Here is a 26,992-nt window from a genome sequence, read left to right on the forward strand (position 1 = left end):
AGTTTTTTTACTTAAATAAATCGATTCTTAGAATAAGAAGTCAGTACATTCTGAGCCACTAAATAGAACTTGTGTTATCCACCAATTTGATATATCACTTGTCTTTAAATAAGTCCTCTCTCCTTAGTTATAAATGATTAAGTTTGTTTTTTTTAAAATTTGTTCCATTCATCATTCCCACTAATTTCATTCATTATTCTTCATAATTTAACAGAAAATAAAAATAGCCGGTTGCCCCGTTTGTAAGCTCTAAAATACTAGCCTGCATCCATTTTTTTGGAACGCTAGATGAATTTTAAATATAAACAAGCAAAATCGAAGTCATTACTTCAGTTACCTCCAAACAAAAAAGCAGCGAGGAAATCGAATGATTTTCTCGCTGTCCTTTTTATTTAGGGAATTTATGGTTGTCTACACCACACCCTCTATGAGATAGCACTGGTCCTATTCAACCAGCTAATTTACTGATCAGCTGTTGCAACTGATAAACATCTTGATTCGTCAAAAATGGATCGATCACAACCGTTGGGTACTCTTCCGGTACCTCTTCCACACTGCTGGAAGTGATCAAAGCATCATATTTTTCTAACTCAGAACGATTGATATTTTCATTACTCAGCTCTTTCTCGACATAGTGAACTTCAAAATTGCCATAGATTTGATTTTCGATTTGATTGCCTAAAAAAAATTCTTCTGTCGGCGACAACTCAGACAGCAGTAGCAGCTTCAGCGGCCGATCACAGCTAGCTAATAGCGTCAAACTTTGAGGAACCATCGTGATCAAGATATAGACATAATTCCACACAAAATCCTCCTCTTGATAGATCTGATAGCGCCGGACAAAGCAATCAACAATCTTTTTCACCTTCTTGACGGCTTGATCATGAGTCTCAGACAATTTCTCTAAAAAGATCTTCCTCTGTCGAAAGAGGATATCAATCAGTTGACCATCCGGTTGATAGATTTGATGGTCATTCATCAAAACGATCGCCAGCTCCTGTTTCTTATCATTTCCTAGCGAAAAGTTTAATAGACTATCAAACTCCTCCACTAACTCCAAATGACGATAGTAGTATTCGGTGTACTCGTCTGCCTGCTTAAGCGCGCGATGGAGTTGGCTCTTGTTTGCCACTACCACATCTGCATAGGACAACCAGAGACAATCTTTGATTTTATCTGAAGACAGTTTCACACGAAATACTTCCAACGCCATCCGTTTAAAGGCATCTAGAATTTGTCTTTCCGGCAGCATTAAATCACTACTGAGCTCCGCTTTTGGATAATAATGACCATTTTTGATGCGCCACAAACTGATGTACATATTGTAGCCTAAACGCTTGCGGGAAATAAAATTCTCTTCCAATTTGTTTACTTGAATAAATCGATTCACTAATTCTGTGATTGCCTTGATTTGAAATTCTTTTAAATCTCGATATAGCGAGTCTAGCCGATCCGATTTTTCGATGAAATAACGATAATACATATGTCGAATCACACTTTCATTGCCTTCTAAGCGAAGCGGTCGATACTGCAAACTAATTCCTGTTTTTTGCAATACGCTCTCGATCTTTTTAAGATTCCGTTGCGTTTTCGAGGGACTCAAAAACAATTTCTTCGACAAATCGATAATATTTTCGCACTCTTCATAAAGTAACTCCTCAATGATCTGAAATTCCGGTGACTGCTGGATCGTATCAGCATAAAGCCGATTGATACTGATATGTGATTTGATCTGCAGCTGATACAGTCCCTTATATTTCAAAATCCGAAAGGCATCTTGCTGGCTGTTAATCAATTTAACATCTTTTAATAAAACAGAAAGCGAGCACTCCAGTTCTTCCAACAACTGATCACTGGACAATCCCATCCGACACGCATAAAGCAGCTCGACTAAACGCAGATGCCGCAGATTGCTCACCCCTAAAATCTCTCTAAAATTCATACTTCCACCCTCTTCACTAACTCCAAACGTTTGTACCAACAATGACTATAAATCACCAACAGTTAATTGTAGATGAAACAAAACCCCTTTTGTTTTATCTCAACCTTTTTTTGTTAGTCGCCTCCTTTCCACCATAGAAAAAATCAAACACTCGAATCGCCTTGCACTGATTGTTACTTCGATTTATCCCCTTACTATATAATCATAGTAACTGATATGAGCTTTCTCTGCGTTCTACTATCAAAAGGCTAATATTGTTATCCAACCAGCTCTTTCCCCTGTTGTAAAAAAAGAGTTTAAAACCCCTTCGTTATTTAATTCACTTTTTAAATTTAAAATAAATTTTTTCGGAAACTAATAGCTAAATTTTTTTTGTTTTGTTTGAATTAACAGATGAAATAAATGAATATAAAAACTATTTCCGAATAAAAATCACAATAAATATTTTTTTATTTGCTAAAAAAACGATTTTTTTATCACAAAAAAAAGAAATATATCCATTCCTAATGAAGTATCACTTTGCAAACATTGACAATTTACCCTCCATGCAAATAACGGAATTATAGGCGCAAATACTTCGTTGTAGAGGTTGCCTCAACTACCTCGCCATGACATCTCCTCATTCTTTTTTTGCCAATTCGTATCATTTTTTCAAATTATATCCACCATAATCCGAATAAAACAACGCAAAAAAAGGCATCGACTCCTACTAGAATCTATGCCTTTGGCTATATTATTTTTTTGATCGGTCAAGCGAGCGTCACAATCATTCAAGTTCCGGAATCGCACTTTTTTTAGACTCCAGCTCCGTGACCATTTCTTGAATCCAACGTTTGCTTTGCATCGTTAAAAATGGATCAATCACAACAACAGGATAGTCTTTAGGCAGACCGGTAGAGGATCCAGTCGTAATCAAACCATCGTAGTTTTGCAATTCCCTGGTCAGATTAGGCGTTCCACCAGTTAATCTTTCAAAGTGAAAAATCAAGAAATTACCATAGATTTCATTAGAAATTTGTTTGGCCAGAAAACCTTCCTCGGTCGGGGTTAAATCGGATAAGAGCAAGATTTTCAACAGCCGATCTTGACTGGCTAACCATTCTAAGCTGTTGACTTCAGTGGTAATTAATAAATAAATATAATTTCGAATGAAATCTGCTTCCTGATACATTTGATATTTTGTTACAAAATTTTCAACTAATGATTGGATTTTTTCGACGCCTCGGCAATATACCTTAGAGACTTCCTGTAAAAAGGTGGTTCGATTGCGCCATAGCATCCCGATATACTTCCCTTTTGGATTACAGAAATAAAAATCATTCGATAAAACCGTCGCCAAGTCAATCCGATTTTGTTTTGTCAAACGATCCCCCAACAGCTGATTGAATTCTTCGACTAATCCATAGTGTTTCATAAATAGCTCTTGATACTTAAGATTATCTTTCATCGCCAGTTCGCGGTGCGGGATACTAAAAACAATCGCATCCGAAAAAGTCAGCCACAGCGCATCTCGCAGTATCTCTGACGTTAGTTCCAAACCGATAACTTCTCTAACTGCTTGCTTCAGCATCTTGTAAGGCAATCCCTGTGGTAAAGTAATTCCTTCCGTTCGCAGCTCTTCCTTAGGATAAACATGCCCGCGCTTTATCCGCCAAAAGCTGATATACATATTGTAAATCAAGCGTTTTTGGAAGATATACTTTTCATGGATCTGATTCTCATGCACAAAATCATGAACATACAGCTCAAGAATATGATAGTGGCTCGAAGGCAATTTGGGCAGGGTACTTTCAAACATGCTTTGCCGTTCATTATAAAAACGGTAATAAAAATTACGAATTTCTCCTTCATTTCCTTCGATCCGTAACGGCCGATAGCAGAGTTCCATCCCTGCTTCCAAGAGTGTTTTCTCAATTTTCTTTAAATAGCGCTGCGTATTGGAGGAACTTAAAAATAGTCTTTTAGCTAGTGCTGTGATGTTCTCACACTCTTCGTAGAGTAGCTCTTCAATAATTTGAAATTCAGGACAAGTGTTTAGAAAATTAGCATACAAAGTCCCTAAACTAACTGATTTGTCAATTATGAGCCGGTAAAGTCCCATCACTTTAACAATTTGAAAGTTTGGGTATTCTGCATTGATCAATTCAATGTCATTCAACAAGATTGGTAGCGAACAATTCAGTTCATCCAATAATTGAACACTCGACCAGCCTTCCTGTCGATAGTATAGTTTTTCCAACAATAACAAACGGCGCATATTGCTAGTTCCTAAAACCGCTCGAAAATCCATAATCATTTCCCCTTTAAGATGATCTTATGGCTAATTTCTCTTTTCAATCATTATAAAACAACTGATAGTCCTTCCAAAAATAGAACCCCTCAACCCTTGAACTGTTGTCAGTAAAGCATTCCTAACCACCATTTAAGCAACGTTCTTTCTCTTGTTAACTAAAAATCAATCCTTTAATACTTAGTTTGATTGATGAATTGATTTTTCCAATAATTATTAGCATCTTTTTTACATTGATAACCCTATTTTCAAAGTATGTGGTTGGACTAACACAACTTACTAATCACTCAGTATCTATGCACCAAATAACCTAAGTCCCTTAATGGATTCAGGTTATGGACAATCTTTTTCAGACTACTTTGAATAGACTGCTTGAGCCAGAGTCATCCAAAACAAAATCTCAGCTAACACCTCATCGGAAGAAAATCCTACCAAATACTTTCGCAGAACCTCATATCCACACAAGTGTTATTGAAACTATCATTATTATACCATTTATGCGATATCAATTTAAACTGACCAGAATAATTGCCAGCAAAAATTCAAAAAAAGTTGACTGCCAACTTTCGACAGTCAACTTTTAAAATGCTTTACTTTCTGTGAATAGCAATCACGCTTTACGGATTCCCATCATTTTTATAACTCTTTTCTTCGAGAATAGAACCAATACAGACCTGTTAATAGCCCACCAACTGTTATAAATCCTGATGCTAGCTTAAAGAAAAATTTGGAAGTTATTCCTCCTGTAAAAGGTAGTACTCCTTGTCTATTCTTCTTTTTATTCATTACAGTCAAGTGGATCGAATTAAGCTTAGAATCATTATTACTATCATCAAGAGTGTACTTCCCTTTGACATTTGAATCTTCAGAAAATGTTACCTTACCATCTTCACTGACTGTAAACTTAAAAGGTGTTTTCAACCCATCGTAGTCAGTCGGGGTAACTGTTTCGGTCAATTCATACTCTCCAGGGAACAAGAAATCAAAAATGAAGGTTGCTCCATCGCTACTTGTACTACCAATTGTTACATCATATTCGTTAGGTCCAGTTAATCTGAATTTTGCCCCCTTCAGTGGATGATTATCTTGATCCACTTTGTTAACCATTAGACTGAATGGTTTTAGGAAATTTATCGCTTCACCTGTCGGTTTATTATCAAAGGTAAACGACAAACTTCCATTTTCCTCAACTACTTTTAGTGAAATATCTCGGAGCTTGCTATATCCGTTAGGGACGTGACTCTCTTCAATGATAAATTCACCGATAGGTACATTAGCAAGTGACACCTTCCCAGAGCCATCAGGAGTAAGATTTTCAGCAAGCAGCTTCCCGTCGGACTTACGCTTCACTGTGAATTTTGGTAAGTCGTCACCTGTGAATGGCGTTGTAGCCCCGTCACTATTTCCTCTAACTTTTGTGAAACTAGTATTTCCCTTTAGCAGGGTATTTATCACTACAACATCATTGGTTCCCAAATGACTCTTGGTAAATTCATCGACATTATACTCTGGTGGCGCATACCCTGGAACTTTTGTTTGTTCCACCACGCGATAAATCTTGTCATCGCCGCCGTCGACTCCTTGGAATTTTCCTTTCCATTTCTTATCCTTTGTCAGACTTAATGTTTCAAGGTCTCTCCACTCTGTCCCTTCTTTTATTTGCAGGGTTACCTTAACTGTCTGACGCAGCCCCCAATAATCATCTTCAGTCTTATAGTAATCCGCCCAGTACTTCTCAACAGGGATTACGAAGTCTTTTTTACGTTCATTGATAATTTTGATATTTGAACTTTGTCCATCAATGGTTACCTGCACTCCTGAGCCATCTGATAATTCCGTAGCCATGAGATCCCAAGTTTTTCCTTCCACATATCCTGTTGGAACAGATGTTTCTTCAAGAACATACTCTCCAACGGGAATACCAGAGATCGTCACCAATCCTGATGGTTCCGGTTCAAGGCCCGTTACTAGCACTTTACCGTCCCGCTTACGCTTAACGGTGAATTGTGGTTTGGTATCTGTAAATGGTGTCTTTCCATCTTCTTTGTACTTATGGAAATTGATTGAACCTTTTAAAAGTTTGTTCGTTAGCTTAACAGTAGCCCCTTCTAAACTAGCTTGGGTAAACTCCCCTTGATTATAACTATACGTAGCTGGGGCATACCCCGGTACCCGAACGATTTCCCTAATTCGATAGATAGCGGAGCCACCTTCGACAGGGGCAAAACTTGTCTTCCAGCCATTTACTACGCCCAACTCTTTTTCTTCAACTTTTTCAAATGTATTTCCTTTTTTTCGTTCCAAGACCACAGTAATACTTGTCTTCCGGTGTCCCCACTCATTCTTGGAGTCTTCCCATTCTTTTTCAACAGGGATCACAAAATCTTCTTTCTTCAGTCGGACAGAAGGAACCCCAAAGTCTAAAACATCTGCCGAGCGGTTTGGTATTGGAGTCAGAGTTGTTCTACCATTTGCCGGATACCATTTGCCAGGAGAAAAGTTTGGATCATTCGTCTTCAAACGTACCGTATAATTTACTTCGATCTCCTGCTTCGCGTAAAGGTTAATATCTGTTATTCTAACTTTTCTCGGATTAGAAGTATCCACTTTGGCCATCTTATCTACTCGGATTTCCTTTTCGCCTTTACCATTAACTAAAGACACGTCTTTTACCGTTGGCGTACCGACTAATTCTACCATGTCGCCAAGCGGGTCTTCGATTACGCCATCTTCAACGGTTGAAAGAACCGAATCGTACCATTCATTAAATGACTTATCAAAATCAGACTGTTTCTCTGCATGATAAAAGTAGTAATCACTAGCTTCGTTTCCTACGGCACCCGCTTTTTTAGTAGCCATCCGATACAAGCCTTCAAGTAATTCATCTTTTGTATGCTTTTCATAGTCACCTGGATATATTCCAATGGCGATTGTTTGAATCTCTATTCCCCCATCCCTCAAATCCGCTGCTTGAGAATTAGCCATATCTAAATGGGATTGGACTTTTACTGTTCCTCCAGCCTCATTCGGTATGTTCATAGGTAGCTCAGTATAAGTCAGTTTACCTCCTGGCCACGTTACTGACCTAAGATAGGTAGTATTATGTGTGGCAGTTAAGGTATGTCCTGCCTCATTTTGGTCATATTCAGTAATTCTTATTCCATCATAAAATATATCCTGATCGACCTTTCCTTTCAAAATCTTCCTACTTCGGTTCGGTGCACCATCGGTTAAAAGAAATACGACTTTTCGTCGACTTGGATCAGATTGTAATTTTTTTTGCGCCTCGATTAAACCACCTTGCGTGTAGGTGTTATGCGATCCAGTAGGAGTATTTTTATAGGCAGTCACCAACGCCTCCCAATCTGCTGAGCTACTGGACAGATCATGGGTTGCTATTACTTGATCACCAAAAATTGTTCCCCCTATTCTGATATAGTTTGGACCTTCCGGTAAACCCGATGTTCCAGTTTCAAACTGGTTGATAATTTTTTTTAGCGATTCCACCGTAACATCTTTTCTCAGTTTGCCATCAATTTTATTTTCTGTTTTAGTAAACTCCATTGAAGCAGAATTATCTAAGACAAAAAAGATGTCAATCCCAGGTTTGGTAATAGAATCTCCCCGTACATTTAAGCGGATATTGAATTCATCTTCTTTATCCGTTTTGGTCGCATATTTCCGCAAGGCAATATCTTCCCTCACCTGACCTACTCCATAGTGAATATAAGAATTCTCATAGTTATCTGGTGAGACATTCCAGCTTTGAAGCCCATCCCAAACATTAGAAGCCACATTGTCCACACCACCTTGATGGTTGATGACATTCGTTTGGCCGGTTGGCTGCCATGACGCTGTTGGATACGTCCCTTCGCTAGCATTACTTGTGTACTGAGGTTCTTTATTTACATATTTTTGAGCTGTGGTTGCCCGCGTAGTTCCTTGTGTCGTAACTGATTGATTTTGAGTCTGAGCTAGCTGGCTTTGGGTTTTCGGACCCACAAATTCTTCGGAACTTATAGATACGGTTTTATCTTTTTTCTTTACCGTTTTTTTCGCTGTTTCTGAAGTCTGCTTACTACTTTCTTCTTTTTTTGGTTTTACCGTCAATTCAAAAGGTTTCTTGTTAGCCAAAATATCCTCTTGGATTTCGCTGTCTTCTACTTTCTTTTGATCAAGTTGTACATAAAGTCGGAGTTTATCCACTGATTTTGGTAATTTTAAGACAACTTGTCCTTCCATTGCCTGTGAAAAATTCTCCTCTACCAACCATTCATCTTTTTGTTGCATATTATGTACAACTGGGTAGTCAATCGTTTTATCTTTCTCATCTGTTACTTTCAATTTGAGACGTTGGTCAAACTTCTCATCTACGCTTTGCCGTTTAAAACTTATCCGCCAAAGTGTAGCATCCGCTTCGACTTCATAATCATAGTCTAATTTCAGATCGTTCTCGTTAATTAATTCTGTTTTTGTTGTCTCCGCATAGACGTGTCTTATTCCAATTAAGTTCTCAGCGATAAAAGAAAAAAATACCATTACGAGTACAGATAATATGAACTTTTTCATCCTTTTTACCTCCTTCTTATCCTATTTTTCACCTTATTTTCTTTTTATAATTCCATAGCTCTATAACCATATTAACTTAAATTATTTTTTTTGTTTTTTCGCTGAAAATTATTTAAACGTTATTAAACTAAGCTATTCTCCAGTTATTTTAATGTTATAATCAGAACTACCGTTATTCAACTCATTTATTTTATGGAAATTAACAATAAGTGCAATTATTTTTTTTAATTTATTTTATTTGGATTGAATAGTTGATAACTCATCAAATTATAAAGCGAATTCAAGGACGTGTGAGGACTCCTTTTTTATATCTGTAACTAATTACTCGGATTTCCAAATACTTTAGTCTTTCTTTTCAACAGCTTCCTAGGAATTGGTGGAAATCAAACCTCAAGCGAATCCTTTTCGCATTGACACCGGGTCGTTAAGTAGTTGGCTATGAACACACGTAAAAAAAGGGTTGCGACAAATTCCTTGTCACAACCCTTTTTCCTAAGTATTCCATAAATAGTTTCTTCTTATTTATTGAAGCTGAACTTTTTCCGAGCAACCTCATTTTGTTGCAAATTAGATGTCAAATTGTACGCGACGGTAACGAACGATTGCTGCGGTCATTAATCCTAGACCGATTACGATGAAAGCAAGGATTCCCATACCACCTGTTGATGGCAATGTTCCACCTTTAGAAACGTTTTCGATTTCTAAGTCTGCAGCATTATTATAAGAACCGCTGGCAACTGTAAATGTTACATCGTTAGTTAATTTTGCAAAGCCATCTGGTGCTTTTGTTTCTCGTAAGTAGTACGTTCCGTACTCAAGACCAGTTACTTCAAATTTTCCATCTGCGCCAGATGTATATTTCGTTGCATTAGCGTAATCTTCGTTGGCAGCAACTGCTGTCCAAGTCATTGATTCAGCTTCAGCTTTTAAGTAGTAGTCTGTCCCACCAACTTTTTTGATTACTACGAATTCCGCACCAGCCAATGCTTGTTTGGTTGTACCATCTTCGTATTTGAAGAATTTCTTACCACCTGTGATAACTGGAGGAACAACTGGATCATTTTTCTTCACTTCATCTGATCCACCATCATGATTCATCGTTACTGAGAATTCATTGTTGATATCCAAGTCGACTGGTGTATCTTCTGTGAAGGATACAGTATAGTAGATTTGAATTGTTTGACCCGCAAAGTCGCTTAAGTAATTGGCTGTCGCAGCACCTGCTGCCCCGCTCAAGTTCATCGCAATGTTAAATCCAGCATAACCCGTGAATGGCGCTGCAGTATTGACTGGCGTATATGTCGCATTGCTCAAGAAAGTCGCTTGATTAATTGCCGTACCATTCATGGTGATTTGATCGATACCTTCAAATTTCACTCCTGTTTGGTCAACCGCATCCGCAAATTCTAATTTTCCGTAGCGTGGTGATCCATTACTTAAGATATCTCCAATTTGGCTAGGAATCACAAAGCTTGCACGGTAGTGAATTTGTTGTCCGATTTCAAAGTCATATGCACCAGAAGGGCGTGGTTGTAATGGATTACCATCTTCATCCACTAATTCCTTTACAGGATTATCGCCTTCTACCTTATTTTTAGGATATAAATGGATGTTTGTGATTTCAGATCCATTGTCTTTAAGCGGCAACATCAAAATTAGTTTATATGATCCAATTTCTACCCCTGGTGTCGCATGTTCTTCAAAGTAATAAACTTTGTAAGTTCCATCTGCGTTTTTAGCAGTTAAATTTGCAAAATTCGCATTACCATTTGCATCAGTTGTTTGATCACCAGGCACGCGAGTCGCCGTAGCTGTATTTAAAGTGAAGCTTTCCATCACTTGTTTAGCTTTAGCATTGTATTCTGCGTCCGTTTCATTTCCGGTCAAGACCGCATTTAAAGCTGCGTAGAAATCAGTCGAAATATCCCAAGCAGTGAATGTCACACCTGATAACCCTTCAAACCGATCGAATTCACTCATTTCCTTACCAGTATTCTCAATACTACTCGATGGAAACTGGTCCATTTTTTTCTTGTGCAACGTTACATTCACTGAGTCTGCTGCATGAGCACTTTCGCCTCCGCCTAGCACCCCTGCCAGTAACGGAATCAAGCACAACAGCGTAGTTAACAACGCAATCCATTTACTTTTGTTTTTCATAATTTTTTTCCCCCTTGTTTTTATTCAATCCAATAAACCCAATGACCATCAGCAACAACCCTAGAAAACAATAATTTCGTATCAGCTCATTCGTAGAAGGAAGCTCCTTCGGGTAACTTTTTGGCTCCCCCCCTCCTGGTGTCCCAATTGTTATCGGTGCGTTTTTCCTTGGTTCTGAGCTATCTGATACCGGTGGTTTCATCGGTTTAATTGGTGTAGGTTCAGATGGTATTTTAGGAATTTCATCATATTTACTGTAAAAAATTAATAATGAACTTTCCTCTTGCGAATTTGCCAACCTCTGTGGTAAATAGACCACGATTGGCAACATCTGATACTTGCCTTGTTCGCCCGATGACAAAATCAGATAGGCCGCATCCCGCTGGTTTTGATAACGCGGCAATGTAACTACTGCTTGTCCTTGGGAATCTACTAAAAGCGGTGCCTGACTAAATTTAGTCAATTGCTCGTCTTTGACGAAGGCGGCTAATTTTTCTTTCGTTGGATAAGTATTCAAGATGAACTCCTTATCACTTTTTTCAGTACCACCACGTTTCATTCGCCAATCCGTCAAATCATAGATTTCTAATGCCAGTGACTCGGTTCCTTCCAAAATCTTGCCATCTTCCGAACGTGTATTAATCTTTACTTCCACCTGACTTTCCTCTGCAAAAGCAGTAACCCCCACGTTACAAATCCCCAGAATTAGTCCCAAGAGAAGAATCATTTTTTTCATTACGATCCCCTCCTTTTAGTGTGAAGCCAGTAAAGGCTGCCAAGCAGGCCTCCTGCTGTTGAAATAACTCCAATTGCTACTTTGAAGATCGTTTCAAGACCTGAGCCCCCTGTTGAAGGCAAAGCACCTGCTCGTCTCTTCTTGTTCGTTACAGTCAATTGAATACGATTAGGATTCCCTAACTCACCCGATCCGCTAACATTCGGATGCGATTGAATCGTTACCTCACCTGTTTGTGAAATACTGATTCTAACAGTCCCATTCATTCCTTCATACTCACTCGGAACAACCGTTTCCGTCAGGCTATATTCGCCTGGTCGCAAGTTCGTAAATTCAAAGTAAGGACCATTTTCTTTCGTTTCATCGTACCCAACACCGCGTAATCTAAAGCTTGCTCCTCGTAAATCCTTACCATCTTGATCGACTTTTTTAATCCATAACACGAAATCTGCTAATTTATTCGTTACTTTCGGTGAATTTTGGCCATCCAAGGTAATGTTCAAACCCGTTCCGGCATTATTTTCGACCGCTTTCAGTTCCATATCCGCCATTTTTTCATAGCCTTTTGGCACATAGGATTCTTCCACGATAAATTCACCCATTGGAATATCAGAGATAATCACCGCTCCACTTGCATTCGGAGTGAGATTGGTCGTCAAAACTTTACCATCGGATTTACGCTTCACGGTAAATTTCGGATGGTCACTGCTAAACGGCGTCTTTCCATCATCTTTGTATTTGTAGAAGGTGATGCTTCCAGTTAATAACTTATTGGTCAGTTTGACGCCGCCATTTGGTACTGTTGCGGCTGTAAACTCAGTTGAATAATTATAGGTTGGTTTGGCATATCCCGGTACCCGTGTTTCTTCCACTACGCGATAAAGATTGCTGCCACCCTCCACGGCTGAAAATACTCCTTTCCAACTATCGATGGTTGTCAGAACTTTACTTTCAATAGTTTGCCAAGTACTGCCGTTTTTCTGTTGTAGATTGACTCTTACATATCCACTTCGCAGTCCCCAATAATTATCTGTTGCTTGGTACTTGTCTGACCAAACTTTTTCTACCGGAATCTCAAGATCGGCTGCTAATTTATTGGTCACTTTATAAGGCGAAGCTTGACCATTTAGCGTGATGACTAAGCCCGTTCCACCACTATTTTCGACCGCTCGCAGTTCAATATCGTCCATTTTTTTGTAGCCTCGTGGCACATACGTTTCTTCAACGATAAAATCACCTAGCGGAATATTAGGAATCGTTACTTGCCCATTGGCATTTGGTTCGAGATTGGTTGCCAAGATCCGGCCATCGGATCTGCGTCGAACCGTAAATTTCGGTAAATCAGTGGTAAATGGCGTTTTCCCATCTTCCTTGTACTTATTGATAATCGCTGTCCCCGTCAGCAATGCATTGGTGATTTGAACTCCTTTGCTCGGTAATGTCGCTGCCGTAAATTCCCCCGTGTTAGACGTTGGTTTAGCATAACCTGTCGTCCTACTAGGTTCTACAACCCTGTAAACATTGGTGCCTCCTTCAACTGCTTGGAAAGTCCCCTTCCAACTATTGGCTGATGACAACGTCTTTGTTTCGACATCGACCCATGAACTGCCACTTCTTCGTTGTAAAATAACTTGAACACTGCCACTACGAAGTCCCCAATAATTAGCTGTACTTCTTTGCGTATCCGACCAAATTTTCTCCACAGGAATTGTAAATTTATCGACTTTCCCACGAGCTGACGGTACACCGAAATCAAGGACATCGGTAGTTCGTTCAGGTGTCGGAATCAACGTCGTCTTCCCATTTGTCGGATACCATTTATTTCCTTCATAGTTCGCATGATTCGTTTTTAAGCGCAGTTTATAGTCCACTTGAATCTCTTGATTCCCCTACAGATTGATATTATTAACCGTGATTTTATTGTTCGAGACAACCGGAGCATTTGGTAATTTACTAGATTCAATCGCCGGTACTCCCGATTTTCTGATTTCTTTAACAGTTGGTTGACCAACTAGTTCATACATTTCCCCAATTGGATCCTCAATTACACCTTTATCCACCGTTTGAATGACTGAATCAAACCAATCATCAAAAGAAATATCAAAATCACCACTGCTATTAGCATGATAGAATTGATAATCCCTCTGAAGATCACCTGTTGCATTGGCTTTTTTCGAAGCAATTCGATACAAGCCTGTGATTAATTCTTCGGTCGAATGACCTTCATAGCTATAATTTTTGCTAATGTTGATCGCAATCGAATTAATCTCTATTCCCTGTTCTTTGATGTCCGCGGCAGTGGAATTGACCGGTGTTAAGTGACTATAAATACTGCGATTTGGCCTTAAGATATAGTACCCATTTGGAATTTTCACGGTATGAACTCGACCAGAAACATCTGGCTGCATATAAGATCCTCGATTTAAAGAGGCTCCATCATATTGTGTAAAACGTACGCCATCGTAATAGATACTTGAATCATTTCTCAATTCGATTGGGACAGCACTCATATTAGGTGCCCCATCGGTTAGAAGAAAAATGACTTTTCGCCGATTGGTTCCCCCTATATTGTTCAGCATGGTTTGTGCATCTATCAATGCTTTTTGTGTATAAGTGTCGCCATCTGATCGAGTATTTCTATACGTATCCACTAAATTTTGCCAACCCGCTGCATTATTGGACATTGAAACAGTCGGATTGCCGTTGGGGTTATTACTTGCTGAGTAAACAACACCCCCAATTCTCAAACTATTCGGATCTGGATTGGCTGCTTTAAATTTATCAATCAATTTTTGTAAAGAATTGACTGCCAGCGTCTTTCTGTTCATTCCGCTGATATTTAAATTTGGGTCAATCATGGAATACGAATTATCCAAAACAAAACACACATCTACCCCAGGTTTTGGAATCGTACTTCCACGAACATTTAGCCGAACATCGAATTCATCATTTTTTGATGTTTCACTGGCGTATTTCCTTAAAGCAATATTGGGATTGGATTTATTTTCCCCATATTTGATATAAGAGTTTGTATAATTATCTGGTGAAATATTCCATTCCGTCAGACCATCCCAGCCACTTTCACCTTCATAACCACCTTGATGGTTTTTAACATTGGATTGTCCAGTCGGCGTCCAAGAATTGGTCGGATATACGCCGTTAGTATTTGAAGTATAACTCGGCATTTTATTGGTATATTTCGGTGGATCCATCCTAAGTAACCCATTGGCTGGTACCGCAGAAGCGGGAACCGGCACCACTGCATCTGGTTCTGGCGGACCGATCAGTTCCGCAGAACTTGTTTTGAGTGCTGGTTTACTCTCAGAAGCTGCTGTTTCTGCTTTCGTCTCCTTAATTTTTAAAACGAAAGGCTCTTTAAGGTCTAAGATATTTTCTTGTATCTTAGCGTCTTGTTTCGTAGAAAGGGCTTGTTCATCCATTTGAACATCTAAATAAAGTTTTTGAACCGATTTTGGCAGTTCAAAACTGAGTTGCCCTTCCATAGCAGATGAATAGTTTGTTTCAATCAGCCATTCATCCTTTTCGATCATGTCCTTAATATTCGGATAAGTTATCACATTTCCTTTCTCGTCTGTTACTTTCAACTTGAGTCGCTGTTGCGTATCACTTTCTTCGCTTTGCCTGCTAAACCTGACTCGCCAACGATTTGAATCTTCTTGCGATTCATATTCGTAAGAGACTTTTAAAAACTTTTCATCAATCAATTCAGTTTTCGTGGTCTCTGCATGAGCGGGAACTAACGGTGGTAGCGTCTCTGCGATAAAAGAAAACAGCAAAACAACCAACATGAGCAAGTGTTTCTTTTTCATTTCATAAATTCCTCCTTTCACTCCTTTTTTCACCCACTCTCCCTTCTGTGTAAAAACATAATAACTTATATTATTTTTTATCGTTTTTATATTTTTTTATATTTTTTTGTTATTGATACAAATCACATCTACGTTGTTTATTGTTTTTATATAACCATCAATGTTATTAAACCCAATTACTTAAATCGAAATAAAAAATATTAAAGTTTGTTTTCAGTAAAAAAAATTTGTCTTTTGAATCAATGATTTAACCACAAAAAAAGACCATAGAAATGAACTTTCTAGGTCTTGGAGTCTTTTTATGGAAATTAAATTAGTATTTTTTTATATTTATTCAAGAAAAAAGTTGAAACTTCATTAAAACAACCACAAGTACAGTTAAACAAAAAAAAGATGGAATAAATCCATCTTTTTTCATTTACTATGCTGTTTGTTCATGAACTTTACGGTAACGAACAACCGCGAAAGCCATCAAAGCAAAACCAATTAGTAAGAAGGCAACGATCCCTTTACCACCAGTTGATGGTAAGAAACCACCTCTAGAAGTATTCATAACTTTTTGAACCTCTGCTGAAGGTCCAGCGTAAGAACCCTCTGCAATCGTAAAGTCTACATCGTCATTAAGTTTTTGGAAGCCATCTGGTGCTTTGATTTCTCGTAATTGATAGTCTCCGAATTCTAGTCCAGTGATTTCAAATGAGCCGTCACTCTTAGAAACAAGTTTGCGTGCTCCGCTATAATCTTCACCAGTTGCAACTTCTACCCAGTTACGATTGCCCTCACCGGGTGCAAGATAGTATTCTTTGCCGCCAGCTTTTTTAATCACTACGAATTCTGCTCCAGCTAACCCTTGCTCCGGTTTACCCTCTTCATGTTTCATGAATTTCTTCCCGCCAGTAATCACTTTCGGTGTATCATCTGGTTTCCGAGTCTCTTCATCAGACGAAGTAACTTGTTTTAGAGTAACTGAGAAATCATTATTGATTCCCTTATCAACTGGCGTATCTTCAGTAAAGGCCATAGTATAGAAGATTTCTATTTTTTTACCGCTGTATTTAGCCAAATATTTGGCAACAGCTTCTGAGCTGTCGAATCCTGCGCTAGGTGATTTTTCCGCATTCAAGTTCATCGAAATCTCAAAACCAGCCTTGTTAACCTTGTCATAGTTTCCTGCATTGTTCGTATACGTAGTCGTTGCATAAGGTGAACCGGTAAATTCTGAAACAGAAACCTCAGTACCACCGATCACGATCTTATCAATTTGTTTAAAGAGAATGCCTTCCGTATCCATCGCATCTCTGAAGACCAACTTGCTGTAGCGCGTTTGTTTAAGTTCATTTTCATCTTCAACGATCTCACCGATTTGACTCGGAATTGTAAAAGTGGTTTTGTATTTGATCTCTTTGCCAACATCATAACTATGAAGATCTTTGTTGTCTAAAGCTTCTCCATCTGCATCAAGCAATTCTTTCTTGATATCGCTTTGGACTTTGTTTTTTGGATAAAGATGGATATGCGTTAGTTCATTTTTGTCCTTATCCAATAAAGGTAACATCATCACTAACGGTTGACTAAATTGAGTCAATCCCGGTACTTCTGTTTCGATAAATAGGTAAACATGATATCTACCATTGCTATCTCTGTCCGGTAGATTGCTGAATGTAACATTCCCATTAACATCTGTGCTGCCTTGGCCAACTTGAGTTGCCCCACCTGGCGCTGATTGATATGAACTCATAACTTCTTGAACAGCGTCTTTATAAACTGTGCCCGAATCCCGATCTTTTCCAGCAAGTTCGGCCTCCAGTCTCACATAAAAATCGTTTGTAATCTCGTAAGCCGTAAATTCAACATCTGGCAATGCTTCATAGTCCTTAAACTCGTTCATTTCCTCACCAGTATTTAGGATCCCGCCAATTGGAAATTCATCCATTTTCTTTTTATGCAATGTAACATCAATGTTTTGAATCGCTGCGGAAGCCTCTTCTCCCATACCAAGTACGCCAACGAACATTGGAACTAGACATAAAATCGTCGTCAACAAACTGATAATTTTCCCTCTTGCTTTCATATTTTTTCCTCCTATTTTTTCTTTTGTATTTTTTTTAATCCTAAAATTCCGGTAATTACTAACACTGACCCTAAGATTGTGAAATTTCGAATCAAATCATTAGTAGATGGTAAATTTTTAATCGGCCTGTCTGGAACCGGCGACGGCGGAACACTCTCCGTTGGTGGTGCTGAGGATGATATCGGCGGCTCACTGATATCCTGGTATTTCCCATAGATCAAGAGCCGTTGAGCTTCTTCCTCTGTCTTTGGATGTTTTTGCGGCAAATATAATACGATCGGTAACATTTGATAATTTCCGGTTTCGCCGCTTGCCAAAATCAGATAGGCCGCGTCCTTTCCATCACTATAACGAGGAACGTAAAATGAGACATTTCCACTCCCATCGACCCCTAAAGCTGATTCATTCCACTTTTTCAATTGCTGTTCTTCGACAAAGGATTTCATACTTTCTTTGGTCGAATAAGTATTTAGCAAGTATTCCTTATCTTTTTTTTCATCTTCGCCGTGTTCGCTCCGCCAGGTGGTCAAATCATACACGTCAAACTTTAATTGTTCGGTTCCCTCAACTTTTTTTCCATCTTCTTTCCATGTATGAATCCATAACTCCACTTGCTCATCTGCAGCAAAACTTTCCATACCAAAACAACATATTCCTAGAAGCAGACAAAATATGATGGAAAATTTTTTTCTCATTTCCAGCCCCCCTTCTGTTACGGAATTAGTAGATTGCTGATACTTGCCCATGTTCGCAAAAAGTATTTTCCCTTATAAGCAACTTATCAGTATTGATATGTTGTATCTTCCAATACATCACATCACAACTATTCCCCCTTTCGACTTTTTTGTTTCGTTACCTAACTTCATAGTAACTAATATTATATTTTTGTGTTTTTTGCCTCTTTTATAAATTTCAGTTATTATATTTTTATTATTCGCACGTTATTTCTGGCTTTTTGATTAAAATAAGAGTTATTCTACTCATTTTTTTTAATTTATTTTACGAATAGTAAAACTCAATTCTTTTAAAATAAAAAAGTCATTTGAATCATTTTTTATCCATTTAATAAATTAATAACTATATTCCTTGCTTAGTCTGATAAATAACTGATTAATTGTTGCAATTGAACAATATTTTGACTAGTCAAGAACGGATCAATGATTACCGTTGGATAGTCGTAAGGAACTTCCTCCACGCTGCTAGAGGTGATTAGCGCATCATATTTTTGCAATTCATGGATCTCGATACGAGAATCCCGGGAACGTTCCTCAACAAAATGAATCTTAAAATTGCCGTAGATTCGTTCTTCAATCTGATCGGCTAAAAAAGTCTCCTCGGTTGGTGACAGCTCTGACAGCAACAAAATTTTCAAAGGTTGATCCGCATTTGCCAACAAATTCAAGCTTTTAGGAACCATCGTGATTAATAAGTAGGTGTAATTCCAAATAAAATCATTCTCTTGATAAATTCGATATTTTTTAACAAAGGACTCTGCGATTTTCAATACCTTTTTCACCGCTTGGTAATGAGTTTCCATCATTTTTTCTAAAAATATGCCCCGTTGACGATACAAAATATCTAAATAACGACCTTTAGGCGAGTACATCCGTTGATCGTTCACTAAGATGATGGTCAACTCGCTGACTTCTGCTTCACTCAATGAATTACCGATCAAATGATTGAATTCTTCGACTAATTCGGAATGCTTCTGGTAAAGATCGCGGTAGCTTCTACTTTGTTTCATCGCTGATTTCCATTGATCTTGACTAAAGACCAACATATCAGCATAAGAAAGCCATAAACAATCTTTAATTTGTTCTTCTGTTAGGCGAACCCGAAAAACATCCAAAACCATCCGCTCAAAAGGTTCTAAAGTAGCTTCATCAGGCAAACTCAAGGGACTCGCCAATTCATTTTGTGGATAGAAGCGTTGGTTCTTGATTCGCCACAAACTGATGTAAATGTTATAGCTTAAACGTTTCCTAAAAATATGTCGGTTTTCTAAATGATTGACTTGGATAAACTGATCCACCAAGTTAGTGATGGATTTGATTTGATAGTCCTTCAGACCGACAAAGAGCGATTCCAAACGATCAGACTTTTCTAAAAAATAACGATAATAGAAGTGTCTGATCACACTCTCCTTCCCTTCGATCCGGAGCGGTCGATAATCCAATTTGATTTCAGCCTTTTTTAGTGCCATTTCAATTTTTTTCAGATAGCGTTGAGTATTGGAAGCACTCAGATACAACTTATCAGCGAGATCACTGATACTTGAACACTTTTCATAAAGGAGCTCTTCAATAATCTGAAACTCAGGTGATTGTTGAAGAATATCAGCATATAAGCGATTGATGCTAACATGTGGTTTCACTTGAATCTGATACAGCCCTTTGAATTTTTCAATATGAAAATCATCTTGATCATCATTGATCAGCTTGACGTCTTTTAGCAGGATCGGCAAGGAACACTCCAATTCTTCCAGTAACTGGTCACTAGGCAATCCAACCTGGTTTGCATAAAGTAATTCGACAAAACGTAGGCGCCGCAAACTACTTGTTCCTAAAACCTCTCTAAAATTCATTTTTTCATCCCCTTCCCTTCCATAAATTTAACCATTGGAAAAAATCATCTTCACAAAATTACCAACAAATAAAGAAGTTCCCCAACTCTTCTCACATACCGACCGCTTTCCAGCTTATTACTAGTAAAAGGCCTTTTATATGCTTCATTTTTTTGTGAAGATCTGAACTTCAAAAAATTGATCCTCCTCTGATTTATAAAGTTTTTCTGTCCTAAAACAACATATGTATAAAAAAATAAACAAAAAGAACACACGAAATAAACATTAATATTCTGTTTAACATAACTAAAAAAGCCTATTTGTTAACTATTTCTAATTTATATCTATATAATAACTAATTTAACGCTCATTTGTTTTTATGGTTATATCTAAATATCCGTTATTGTTTGCAGACTATATTGCCTAATAAACAGTAAAAAAATCAATTCTATCGTTATTTAACTCATTTATTTAAAGCATTATAAATTTTATTAGTATTCATTTTAGAGATCTAAAAAAAATCATTTGGTTTTTTAAGGTTCATTATTTAATAAAAGTTCTCAAACTTTAGTCATTTGCGAATTTTTGATTAGAATTTTGATCTTGATAAAAGAGCTTATCTACCTAAAAAAGAATTTAAAAAATCCCCGTGATTAAAAACTCTTTCTGAGTTTTTAATCACGGGGATTTTTTATTTATCGAGTCATGAAATTTTAAAATATTACTCTTTTCTTATTTTAAACTAGTGTACTAGCCTCTCAGCTTTATATGGACAAGCTTTATTGTTGAAGCTTGTTCCGTATTCGGTGACTCTACATTTTTTCTTCTATAAATAAAGACTTCACGAACGAGCTTTCTGCTTAAAAGTTCGTTCGTGAAGCCATCTCATTGTTTGGATTAATTACTTAAATCTTCACCATTGGTTGCGATAACTTTTTTATACCAATCAAATGATTTTTTCTTGCTGCGTTTCAAAGTCCCATTCCCTTCATTGTCACGATCGACATAAATGAAACCATAACGTTTTTTCATTTCCCCAGTTCCTGCTGAAACTAGATCGATACAGCCCCAAGTGGTGTAGCCCAATAGGTCCACACCATCCAATTCAACTGCATCTTTCATCGCTTGGATGTGTTTTTCCAAATAGTCGATGCGATAATCATCTTCCACATAACCATTTTCATCTGGTGTATCAATAGCACCTAAGCCATTTTCAACTACGAACAACGGTTTTTGGTAACGATCATACAGATCATTCATAGTGATTCGCAGTCCTAGTGGATCAATCTGCCATCCCCATTCGCTGGATTCCAAGTAAGGATTTTTCACTGAAGCAAAAATATTGCCCGCTGTTTGTTCTAATAATTCAGGATCAGTCGTTGCGACCCGTGATGAATAATAGGAGAAAGAGATAAAATCTACGGTATGAGCTTTCAATAACTCCTCATCACCGTCTTCCATCTTCACTTCGATTCCTTTACGTTCCATTTCTTTCAAAGCATAGGCCGGATATTCTCCCCGTGATTGCACATCGATAAAGAAATAGTTTTGGCGCTCTTCTTGACGCCCCGCCCAGACATCTTCTGGTTTTGGTGTATAGGGATAGTAAGAACCTGCCGCTAACATACAGCCAACTTGATTTTCTGGATCGACTTCATGGGCAATTTTAGTAGCGATCGCTGAAGCTAGTAACTCGTGATGCGCTGCCTGATACTTGATTTGTTCTTCATTGTCGCCTTCTTCAAAGTACAGCCCAGCACCCATAAATGGTGCATGTAAGATCATGTTGATCTCATTGAAAGTCAACCAGTATTTGACTAAGCCTTTATAACGATTGAAGATTACTTTACATAGATTTTCATAGAAACCAACTAATTCGCGACTGCGCCATGCACCATATTTTTCAACTAAATGCATTGGACAATCAAAGTGAGTGATCGTAACTAAGGGCTCAATCCCGTATTTTTTACATTCTTTAAAGATGTCTTCGTAAAATTTCAAGCCGGCTTCATTTGGTTCCTTTTCATCACCTTTAGGGAAGATACGGCTCCACGCTAATGACAAACGGTAGGTTTTAAAGCCCATTTCAGCAAATAGTGCGATATCTTCTTTCCAATGATGATACATGTCGATGGCCTCTTTTGCTGGATAAAAATACTCATCATCAAAATCGAACATTTTCTTTTTACCGGCAATGACTGCAAAACGATCTTCGCCAACCGGGGCAAGATCCACATTCGCTAAGCCGCGTCCCCCTTCGTTATACCCACCTTCACATTGATTAGCCGCAGTTGCGCCGCCCCATAAAAAGTCTTTTCTAAATCCCATCTATTATTCCCTACTTTCTATATTTTTACTAAATCTAATTCACGTGCCACTTCATCCTGGACTTCAACGCCATCTTTTTCTAAACGTTCGATGGTTTCTTTGAAGTTTGGCAAATAAGCTTTATGTGCGACAAATAATTCATCCATGATCCGTTGAGCTGTTTTTCCTGAACGAACCAATGGATTGTTGGTAAAGGCTTGTAATGCTGTGTTGTAATCCCCAGTGACTGCGGCTTCGATCGTTAACAATTCCATCGCCTTCATGGCTTGCAGCCAACCACGTTCTGCTGTCGGTAATTCACCAAAAGCCACGTTACGAGCACCTTGTCCACCGATATAAGCAGAAACTTCAACAACGCAATCTGCTGGCAGATCTGGTACTGCCCCATCATTTTTTGTAGAGACTACTAATTGGGTATTCTTGTTAGCATAAATTGAAGCGATCGATTCGCAAGCTGCATCAGAATAATACGCCCCACCACGCTGACCTAATTGTTCTGGTTTGTAATCTAAGTTTGGATCTTTGTATAATTCAAACAATTCTGTTTCTGTTTGTTTCACTTGCTGTGCACGCGTTCCAATCGTACGGTATTCTTCCAACGCATGCGCGAGCGTTTCTTCTTCTTGATAATAATAATGATGGTAGCCGCAAGGAATCATTTGCATTTGTTCCAAAATCTCTCTTGGAAAAGGAATATCATGAATATTTTTCGGCATCCCAGTTTCGTCACCTGAATACATTTTCTCAACGATAGCCATCGTCACATCTTTGCCGTGAAGATCCGCCACTTTATGCCAGTGGAAATGATTCAAGCCTGCAAATTTATAAATCAACTCATCTGGCTGTTTGCCTAATAATTCCGGTTCGATCATTTGTGCCATGACTGGAACGTTGCATAAACCAATCACTTTGTCCCATTTACCGTAACGAACGACTGCTTCTGTCACCATGCCACTAGGATTGGCAAAGTTGATCAGCCACGCGTCTGGACATAAACGTTTCATATCTTCCACGATTTCTAAAATGATCGGAACAGTCCGAAAAGCTTTAAACATTCCGCCAGCCCCGTTGGTCTCTTGCCCCAGCATGCCGTAATAAGCAGGAATTCGTTCATCTTTGATCCGAGCTTCTAATAAACCCACACGAAATTGTGTTGTTACAAAATCGGCATCTTTTAGCGCTGCTTCACGATCTAAAGTCATATGAACTTTTACATCATAAGGAGAAGCATCCCACATCCGTTGAGCCATCGCACCAACGATCTCTAATTTTTCCCGACCTGCTTCAATATCGACTAACCAAATTTCTCGAATGGGTAATTCATCGAATCGTTTGATAAACCCCTCCATTAATTCGGGGGTATAACTACTTCCTCCACCAATCGTGGCAATTTTAACGCCTGCTGTCATGCAATCGACTCCTTCTGTTTTATTTACATTTTAATTATCCATTACGTAAAACTTCAATACAATCCATTTACAAACTATTCCATGCATATTTACAAATCCGTTTAAGAAAACGCTTCATTTTGTAAATGCCAGTGTTTTTTTTCGCTTTTTTCTTTAATCCACCACAAAAATGTTTACGAATATTTTATAATAAACGTAAATGACTAGGAGGTTCTTAAATGCTGTTAACCGAAAAAATGAAACAGACAGATTTTTCGAACGCTGAGGCGACTTTAGTCGCTTATATTTTAGACCAAGGCACCGCGATCGAATCTCTGACCATCAAAGAAATTGCCGCGGTTAATTTTGTTCATCCATCAACATTGATCCGTGTCGCTAAAAAGCTCGGTTATCAAGGCTGGTTAGAACTACGTACAGAATTTTTGGCAGAACAGACTTATCTACAAACCTATTTTGAAGATGTTGACGCTAATCTACCCTTCCAAGCGACAGATGGTTTGATGACGATTGCAAATAAAATCGCGACTTTAGAACGCACCACCATTGATGATACCTTAAGTTTGTTAAATCATGACGCTTTACAAAAGGCGAAGCAGCTACTGCTGAATGCGCAACAAATCAAAATCTTTGGCAGTAATGCCAATCTATTGATTTCACAAGACTTCGCTTTGAAAATGCGACGTATCCAAAAAGATGTCGTCACTAGTCAAACCTTAGGCGAGGATGCCTATGAGGCCTTCAATAGTCGATCAGATACTTGTGCGGTCTTGATTTCCTATACTGGTGAGAATAATTTTATTTTGCACATTGCTAAAATCTTACAAAAACAAAAAACACCCATCATCGCCCTGACGAGTATCGGCGATAATACGCTAGCTTCCATGAGCCAAGCGGTTTTACGAATCACCACTCGCGAACGCTTGTATTCAAAGATCGCCAACTTTACGATTAATTCTTCGATCTGCTATTTACTAGATGTATTGTACGCCAGTGTCTTTGCAGAAGATTATCAAAAAAATCTCAATCACCTCATCGAGATTGGTGAATTGGCAGATAAGCGCAAGACTAGCTCTGCCATCATGGCTGAATCACCGGAATCGATGATTCGTTTTACCGAGTCTTTTCGACCAAATTAAGCCATAAAAATGGAGTGTGCCAAAAGCGGCACATTCCATTTTTTTAATTTATTAAACTAAGACTGTCAATAATTCGTCCTGATTGCCGATGTCTTCTTTTTGATCAGACTCAATAATATCTAGATAATCAGCTGAATTGGTTACAATTACGGGCGTTTCGACACTATAGCCTGCCGCTTCAATGGCTTCGATATCAAAGCTCACCAATTTGTCGCCGCGTTTTACTTTCGCTCCTTGTTCAACGTAGGACTCGAAATATTTTCCATTTAATTGAACCGTATCTAGCCCGATGTGGATCAATAACTCTAAACCTTTATCTGAGACTAAGCCGATTGCGTGCTTGGTTGGGAAAATCGTCATAATCGTTCCATCAAAGGGTGCGACTACCTCGCCCACGGTTGGATGGATCACAACCCCTTTACCTAAAGCCCCTTGAGCAAATGCTTGATCTTTAGCTGTTGATAATGGCATCATTTGACCTGTAACAGGTGCCGTCACGATTTCTTTGCGAACTTCCATCGCTTTTTGTCCTTCTGTGACTTCAACGGGTTCTTCATCTTTCCAGAAAACCATCGTCACAACAAAACTGAAGACCATTGCTACAGCGACGGCGATAAACTGAGTTACCATACTGCTGATATCATTATTAGCTGTGTCGATGTGATTAACAAAACCAAAGACGCCTAAACCACCCATAATAAAGCTCCGAGCTCCAAACATCCCTGTGATTAAACCACCGATTGCTCCACCAATCATAGAAATAAAGAATGGTTTTTTCTTCGGCAGTGATAACCCATAGATCGCAGGCTCTGTTACCCCAAAGATTCCTGAGATAACGGCTGGGATACATAATTCTTTTAATTTTTTGTCTTTTAGTTTGAAGAACATTGCAAGGACTACGGCGGTTTGTGCAAAACTTGCTGCGAATGATGCCGCTAAAATCGTGTCGAAACCTAAAGTCGATAAGTTGATCATCGCTAATGGAATCAAGCTCCAATGCAGACCGAAGATCACTAACGCTTGCCAGAAGAAACCAACTACTACACTCATCAAGACTGGTGAGAATTCATATAAAGCAGTAAAGCCACTGCCTAGAATATTGGTTAAGAAAGTAATCACTGGACCAATAATCAAGAAACCAAAAAAGACAGAGATCAAAATCGTAAACAAGGGTACTAAGAAGGTTTGAACTAATTCAGGAATGATTTTTTTAGCCAATTTTTGAACATGACTAGCAAACCAGATAACCAAGATAATCGGAACAACACTGCTCGTATAATTATTAGCAATGATTGGTAATCCGAAGACCCGAATGAATACTGGACTTTCCAAAATCGTGTGTGCAAAAAGGGTCATAATTGGTTTGCCTGCACCCAATGCCGTTGCTTGAATCGTTGGATAAACCAAGGCTGCTCCAATTGCGAGCCCTGTAAACTCACTGACTTTAAATTTACGGGCAGCTGTCAAACCGATGACGATCGGCATGAAGTAAAAGATACAATCACCGGCAGCCGTTAAGAATAGATCCGTCCCACTGCCTGCTTGGTATAATTGAAAATACAAGAATAATGCATTGAACCCCTTCAACATTCCACAAGCCGCTAACGCCCCTAAGAATGGTTGGAAACAGCTAGAAATCACGTCGATCAGGCGATTGAATAGATTGCCTTTTTCTCCTTCTTCCTCTTCACTGGCCTCTCCTGTAATCCCTGCAACTTCTAAGACATCTGCATAGACAAGGGGTACGTGATTGCCGATGACTACTTGGAACTGTCCACCACTTTTCATGATGGTTACTACACCATCCATCTTTTTTAAGGCCTCTTCATTGGCTTTTGATTCATCTTTCAGTTTAAAGCGTAAGCGCGTAATACAATGGGTCAAGCTTCTGATATTTTCTTTCCCGCCAACATTTGCGACAATCTTCTCTGCTAAATCATGATATTTTCCCACTGATG

The 26,992-nt window shown here is 38.6% G+C and carries 14 protein-coding genes; 1 reads left to right on the forward strand and 13 read right to left on the reverse strand.

Translation table 11 applies throughout. The annotated features are described in order from the left end of the window. Nucleotides 1–448 precede the first annotated feature (448 nt). The 12 genes from EP1_RS07125 to EP1_RS07175 all read right to left on the reverse strand — a co-directional run bounded on the left by EP1_RS07125 (nucleotide 449) and on the right by EP1_RS07175 (nucleotide 23,898). Nucleotides 449–1,942, reverse strand: coding sequence for an AcpB/EbpR/MafR family transcriptional regulator (locus tag EP1_RS07125; RefSeq protein ID WP_067625753.1), 1,494 nt, complete (start codon nucleotides 1,940–1,942; stop codon nucleotides 449–451). A 766-nt stretch (nucleotides 1,943–2,708) separates the two neighbouring features. Further along, nucleotides 2,709–4,232: an AcpB/EbpR/MafR family transcriptional regulator gene (locus EP1_RS07130; protein ID WP_067625755.1), complete on the reverse strand. Its 1,524-nt coding sequence runs from the start codon at nucleotides 4,230–4,232 to the stop codon at nucleotides 2,709–2,711. 636 nt (nucleotides 4,233–4,868) lie between these two features. Further along, nucleotides 4,869–8,801, reverse strand: coding sequence for a SpaA isopeptide-forming pilin-related protein (locus EP1_RS07135; protein WP_067625758.1), 3,933 nt, complete (start codon nucleotides 8,799–8,801; stop codon nucleotides 4,869–4,871). A 567-nt stretch (nucleotides 8,802–9,368) separates the two neighbouring features. Then, nucleotides 9,369–10,961 (reverse strand): SpaH/EbpB family LPXTG-anchored major pilin, encoded by a 1,593-nt coding sequence (locus tag EP1_RS07140; protein ID WP_067625761.1) that lies wholly within the window; start codon nucleotides 10,959–10,961, stop codon nucleotides 9,369–9,371. Beyond that, a complete protein-coding gene (locus tag EP1_RS07145; RefSeq protein WP_067625765.1) occupies nucleotides 10,945–11,697 on the reverse strand; it encodes a hypothetical protein in 753 nt (250 codons plus the stop codon). Before EP1_RS07145 ends, EP1_RS07140 begins: the two co-directional genes overlap by 17 nt. Then, the gene (locus EP1_RS13665) at nucleotides 11,697–13,574 is read right to left on the reverse strand and encodes a SpaA isopeptide-forming pilin-related protein (RefSeq protein ID WP_344692785.1); all 1,878 of its coding nucleotides are present in this window, start codon (nucleotides 13,572–13,574) and stop codon (nucleotides 11,697–11,699) included. Before EP1_RS13665 ends, EP1_RS07145 begins: the two co-directional genes overlap by 1 nt. 12 nt (nucleotides 13,575–13,586) lie before the next feature. Next, a complete protein-coding gene (locus EP1_RS13670) occupies nucleotides 13,587–15,527 on the reverse strand; it encodes a vWA domain-containing protein (protein ID WP_245630593.1) in 1,941 nt (646 codons plus the stop codon). Between the two features lie 421 nt (nucleotides 15,528–15,948). After that, a complete protein-coding gene (locus EP1_RS07155; protein WP_067625768.1) occupies nucleotides 15,949–17,598 on the reverse strand; it encodes a SpaH/EbpB family LPXTG-anchored major pilin in 1,650 nt (549 codons plus the stop codon). 11 nt (nucleotides 17,599–17,609) lie between these two features. Then, nucleotides 17,610–18,293, reverse strand: coding sequence for a pilin N-terminal domain-containing protein (locus EP1_RS07160; RefSeq protein ID WP_067625770.1), 684 nt, complete (start codon nucleotides 18,291–18,293; stop codon nucleotides 17,610–17,612). Between the two features lie 395 nt (nucleotides 18,294–18,688). Then, nucleotides 18,689–20,182, reverse strand: coding sequence for an AcpB/EbpR/MafR family transcriptional regulator (locus EP1_RS07165; RefSeq protein ID WP_067625772.1), 1,494 nt, complete (start codon nucleotides 20,180–20,182; stop codon nucleotides 18,689–18,691). A gap of 876 nt (nucleotides 20,183–21,058) precedes the next feature. Continuing rightward, entirely contained in the window at nucleotides 21,059–22,489 is a 1,431-nt protein-coding gene (locus EP1_RS07170; protein ID WP_067625775.1) for a 6-phospho-beta-glucosidase, read from the reverse strand. A 17-nt stretch (nucleotides 22,490–22,506) separates the two neighbouring features. Beyond that, nucleotides 22,507–23,898 carry a 6-phospho-beta-glucosidase gene (locus EP1_RS07175; RefSeq protein ID WP_067625779.1) on the reverse strand — a complete coding sequence of 464 codons (1,392 nt, stop codon included), beginning with the start codon at nucleotides 23,896–23,898 and terminating at the stop codon, nucleotides 22,507–22,509. Nucleotides 23,899–24,116: 218 nt separating this feature from the next. Here EP1_RS07175 and EP1_RS07180 point away from each other — a divergent pair, with 218 nt between their 5' ends. After that, a complete protein-coding gene (locus EP1_RS07180) occupies nucleotides 24,117–25,034 on the forward strand; it encodes a MurR/RpiR family transcriptional regulator (protein ID WP_067625782.1) in 918 nt (305 codons plus the stop codon). A 51-nt stretch (nucleotides 25,035–25,085) separates the two neighbouring features. Here EP1_RS07180 and EP1_RS07185 read toward each other — a convergent pair whose 3' ends face one another. Next, a complete protein-coding gene (locus tag EP1_RS07185) occupies nucleotides 25,086–26,987 on the reverse strand; it encodes a beta-glucoside-specific PTS transporter subunit IIABC (RefSeq protein WP_067625785.1) in 1,902 nt (633 codons plus the stop codon). Between the last annotated feature and the right edge of the window lie 5 nt (nucleotides 26,988–26,992).

This window comes from Enterococcus pseudoavium NBRC 100491 (genome assembly GCF_001544295.1).
Classification (GTDB): Bacteria; Bacillota; Bacilli; order Lactobacillales; family Enterococcaceae; genus Enterococcus_A; species Enterococcus_A pseudoavium.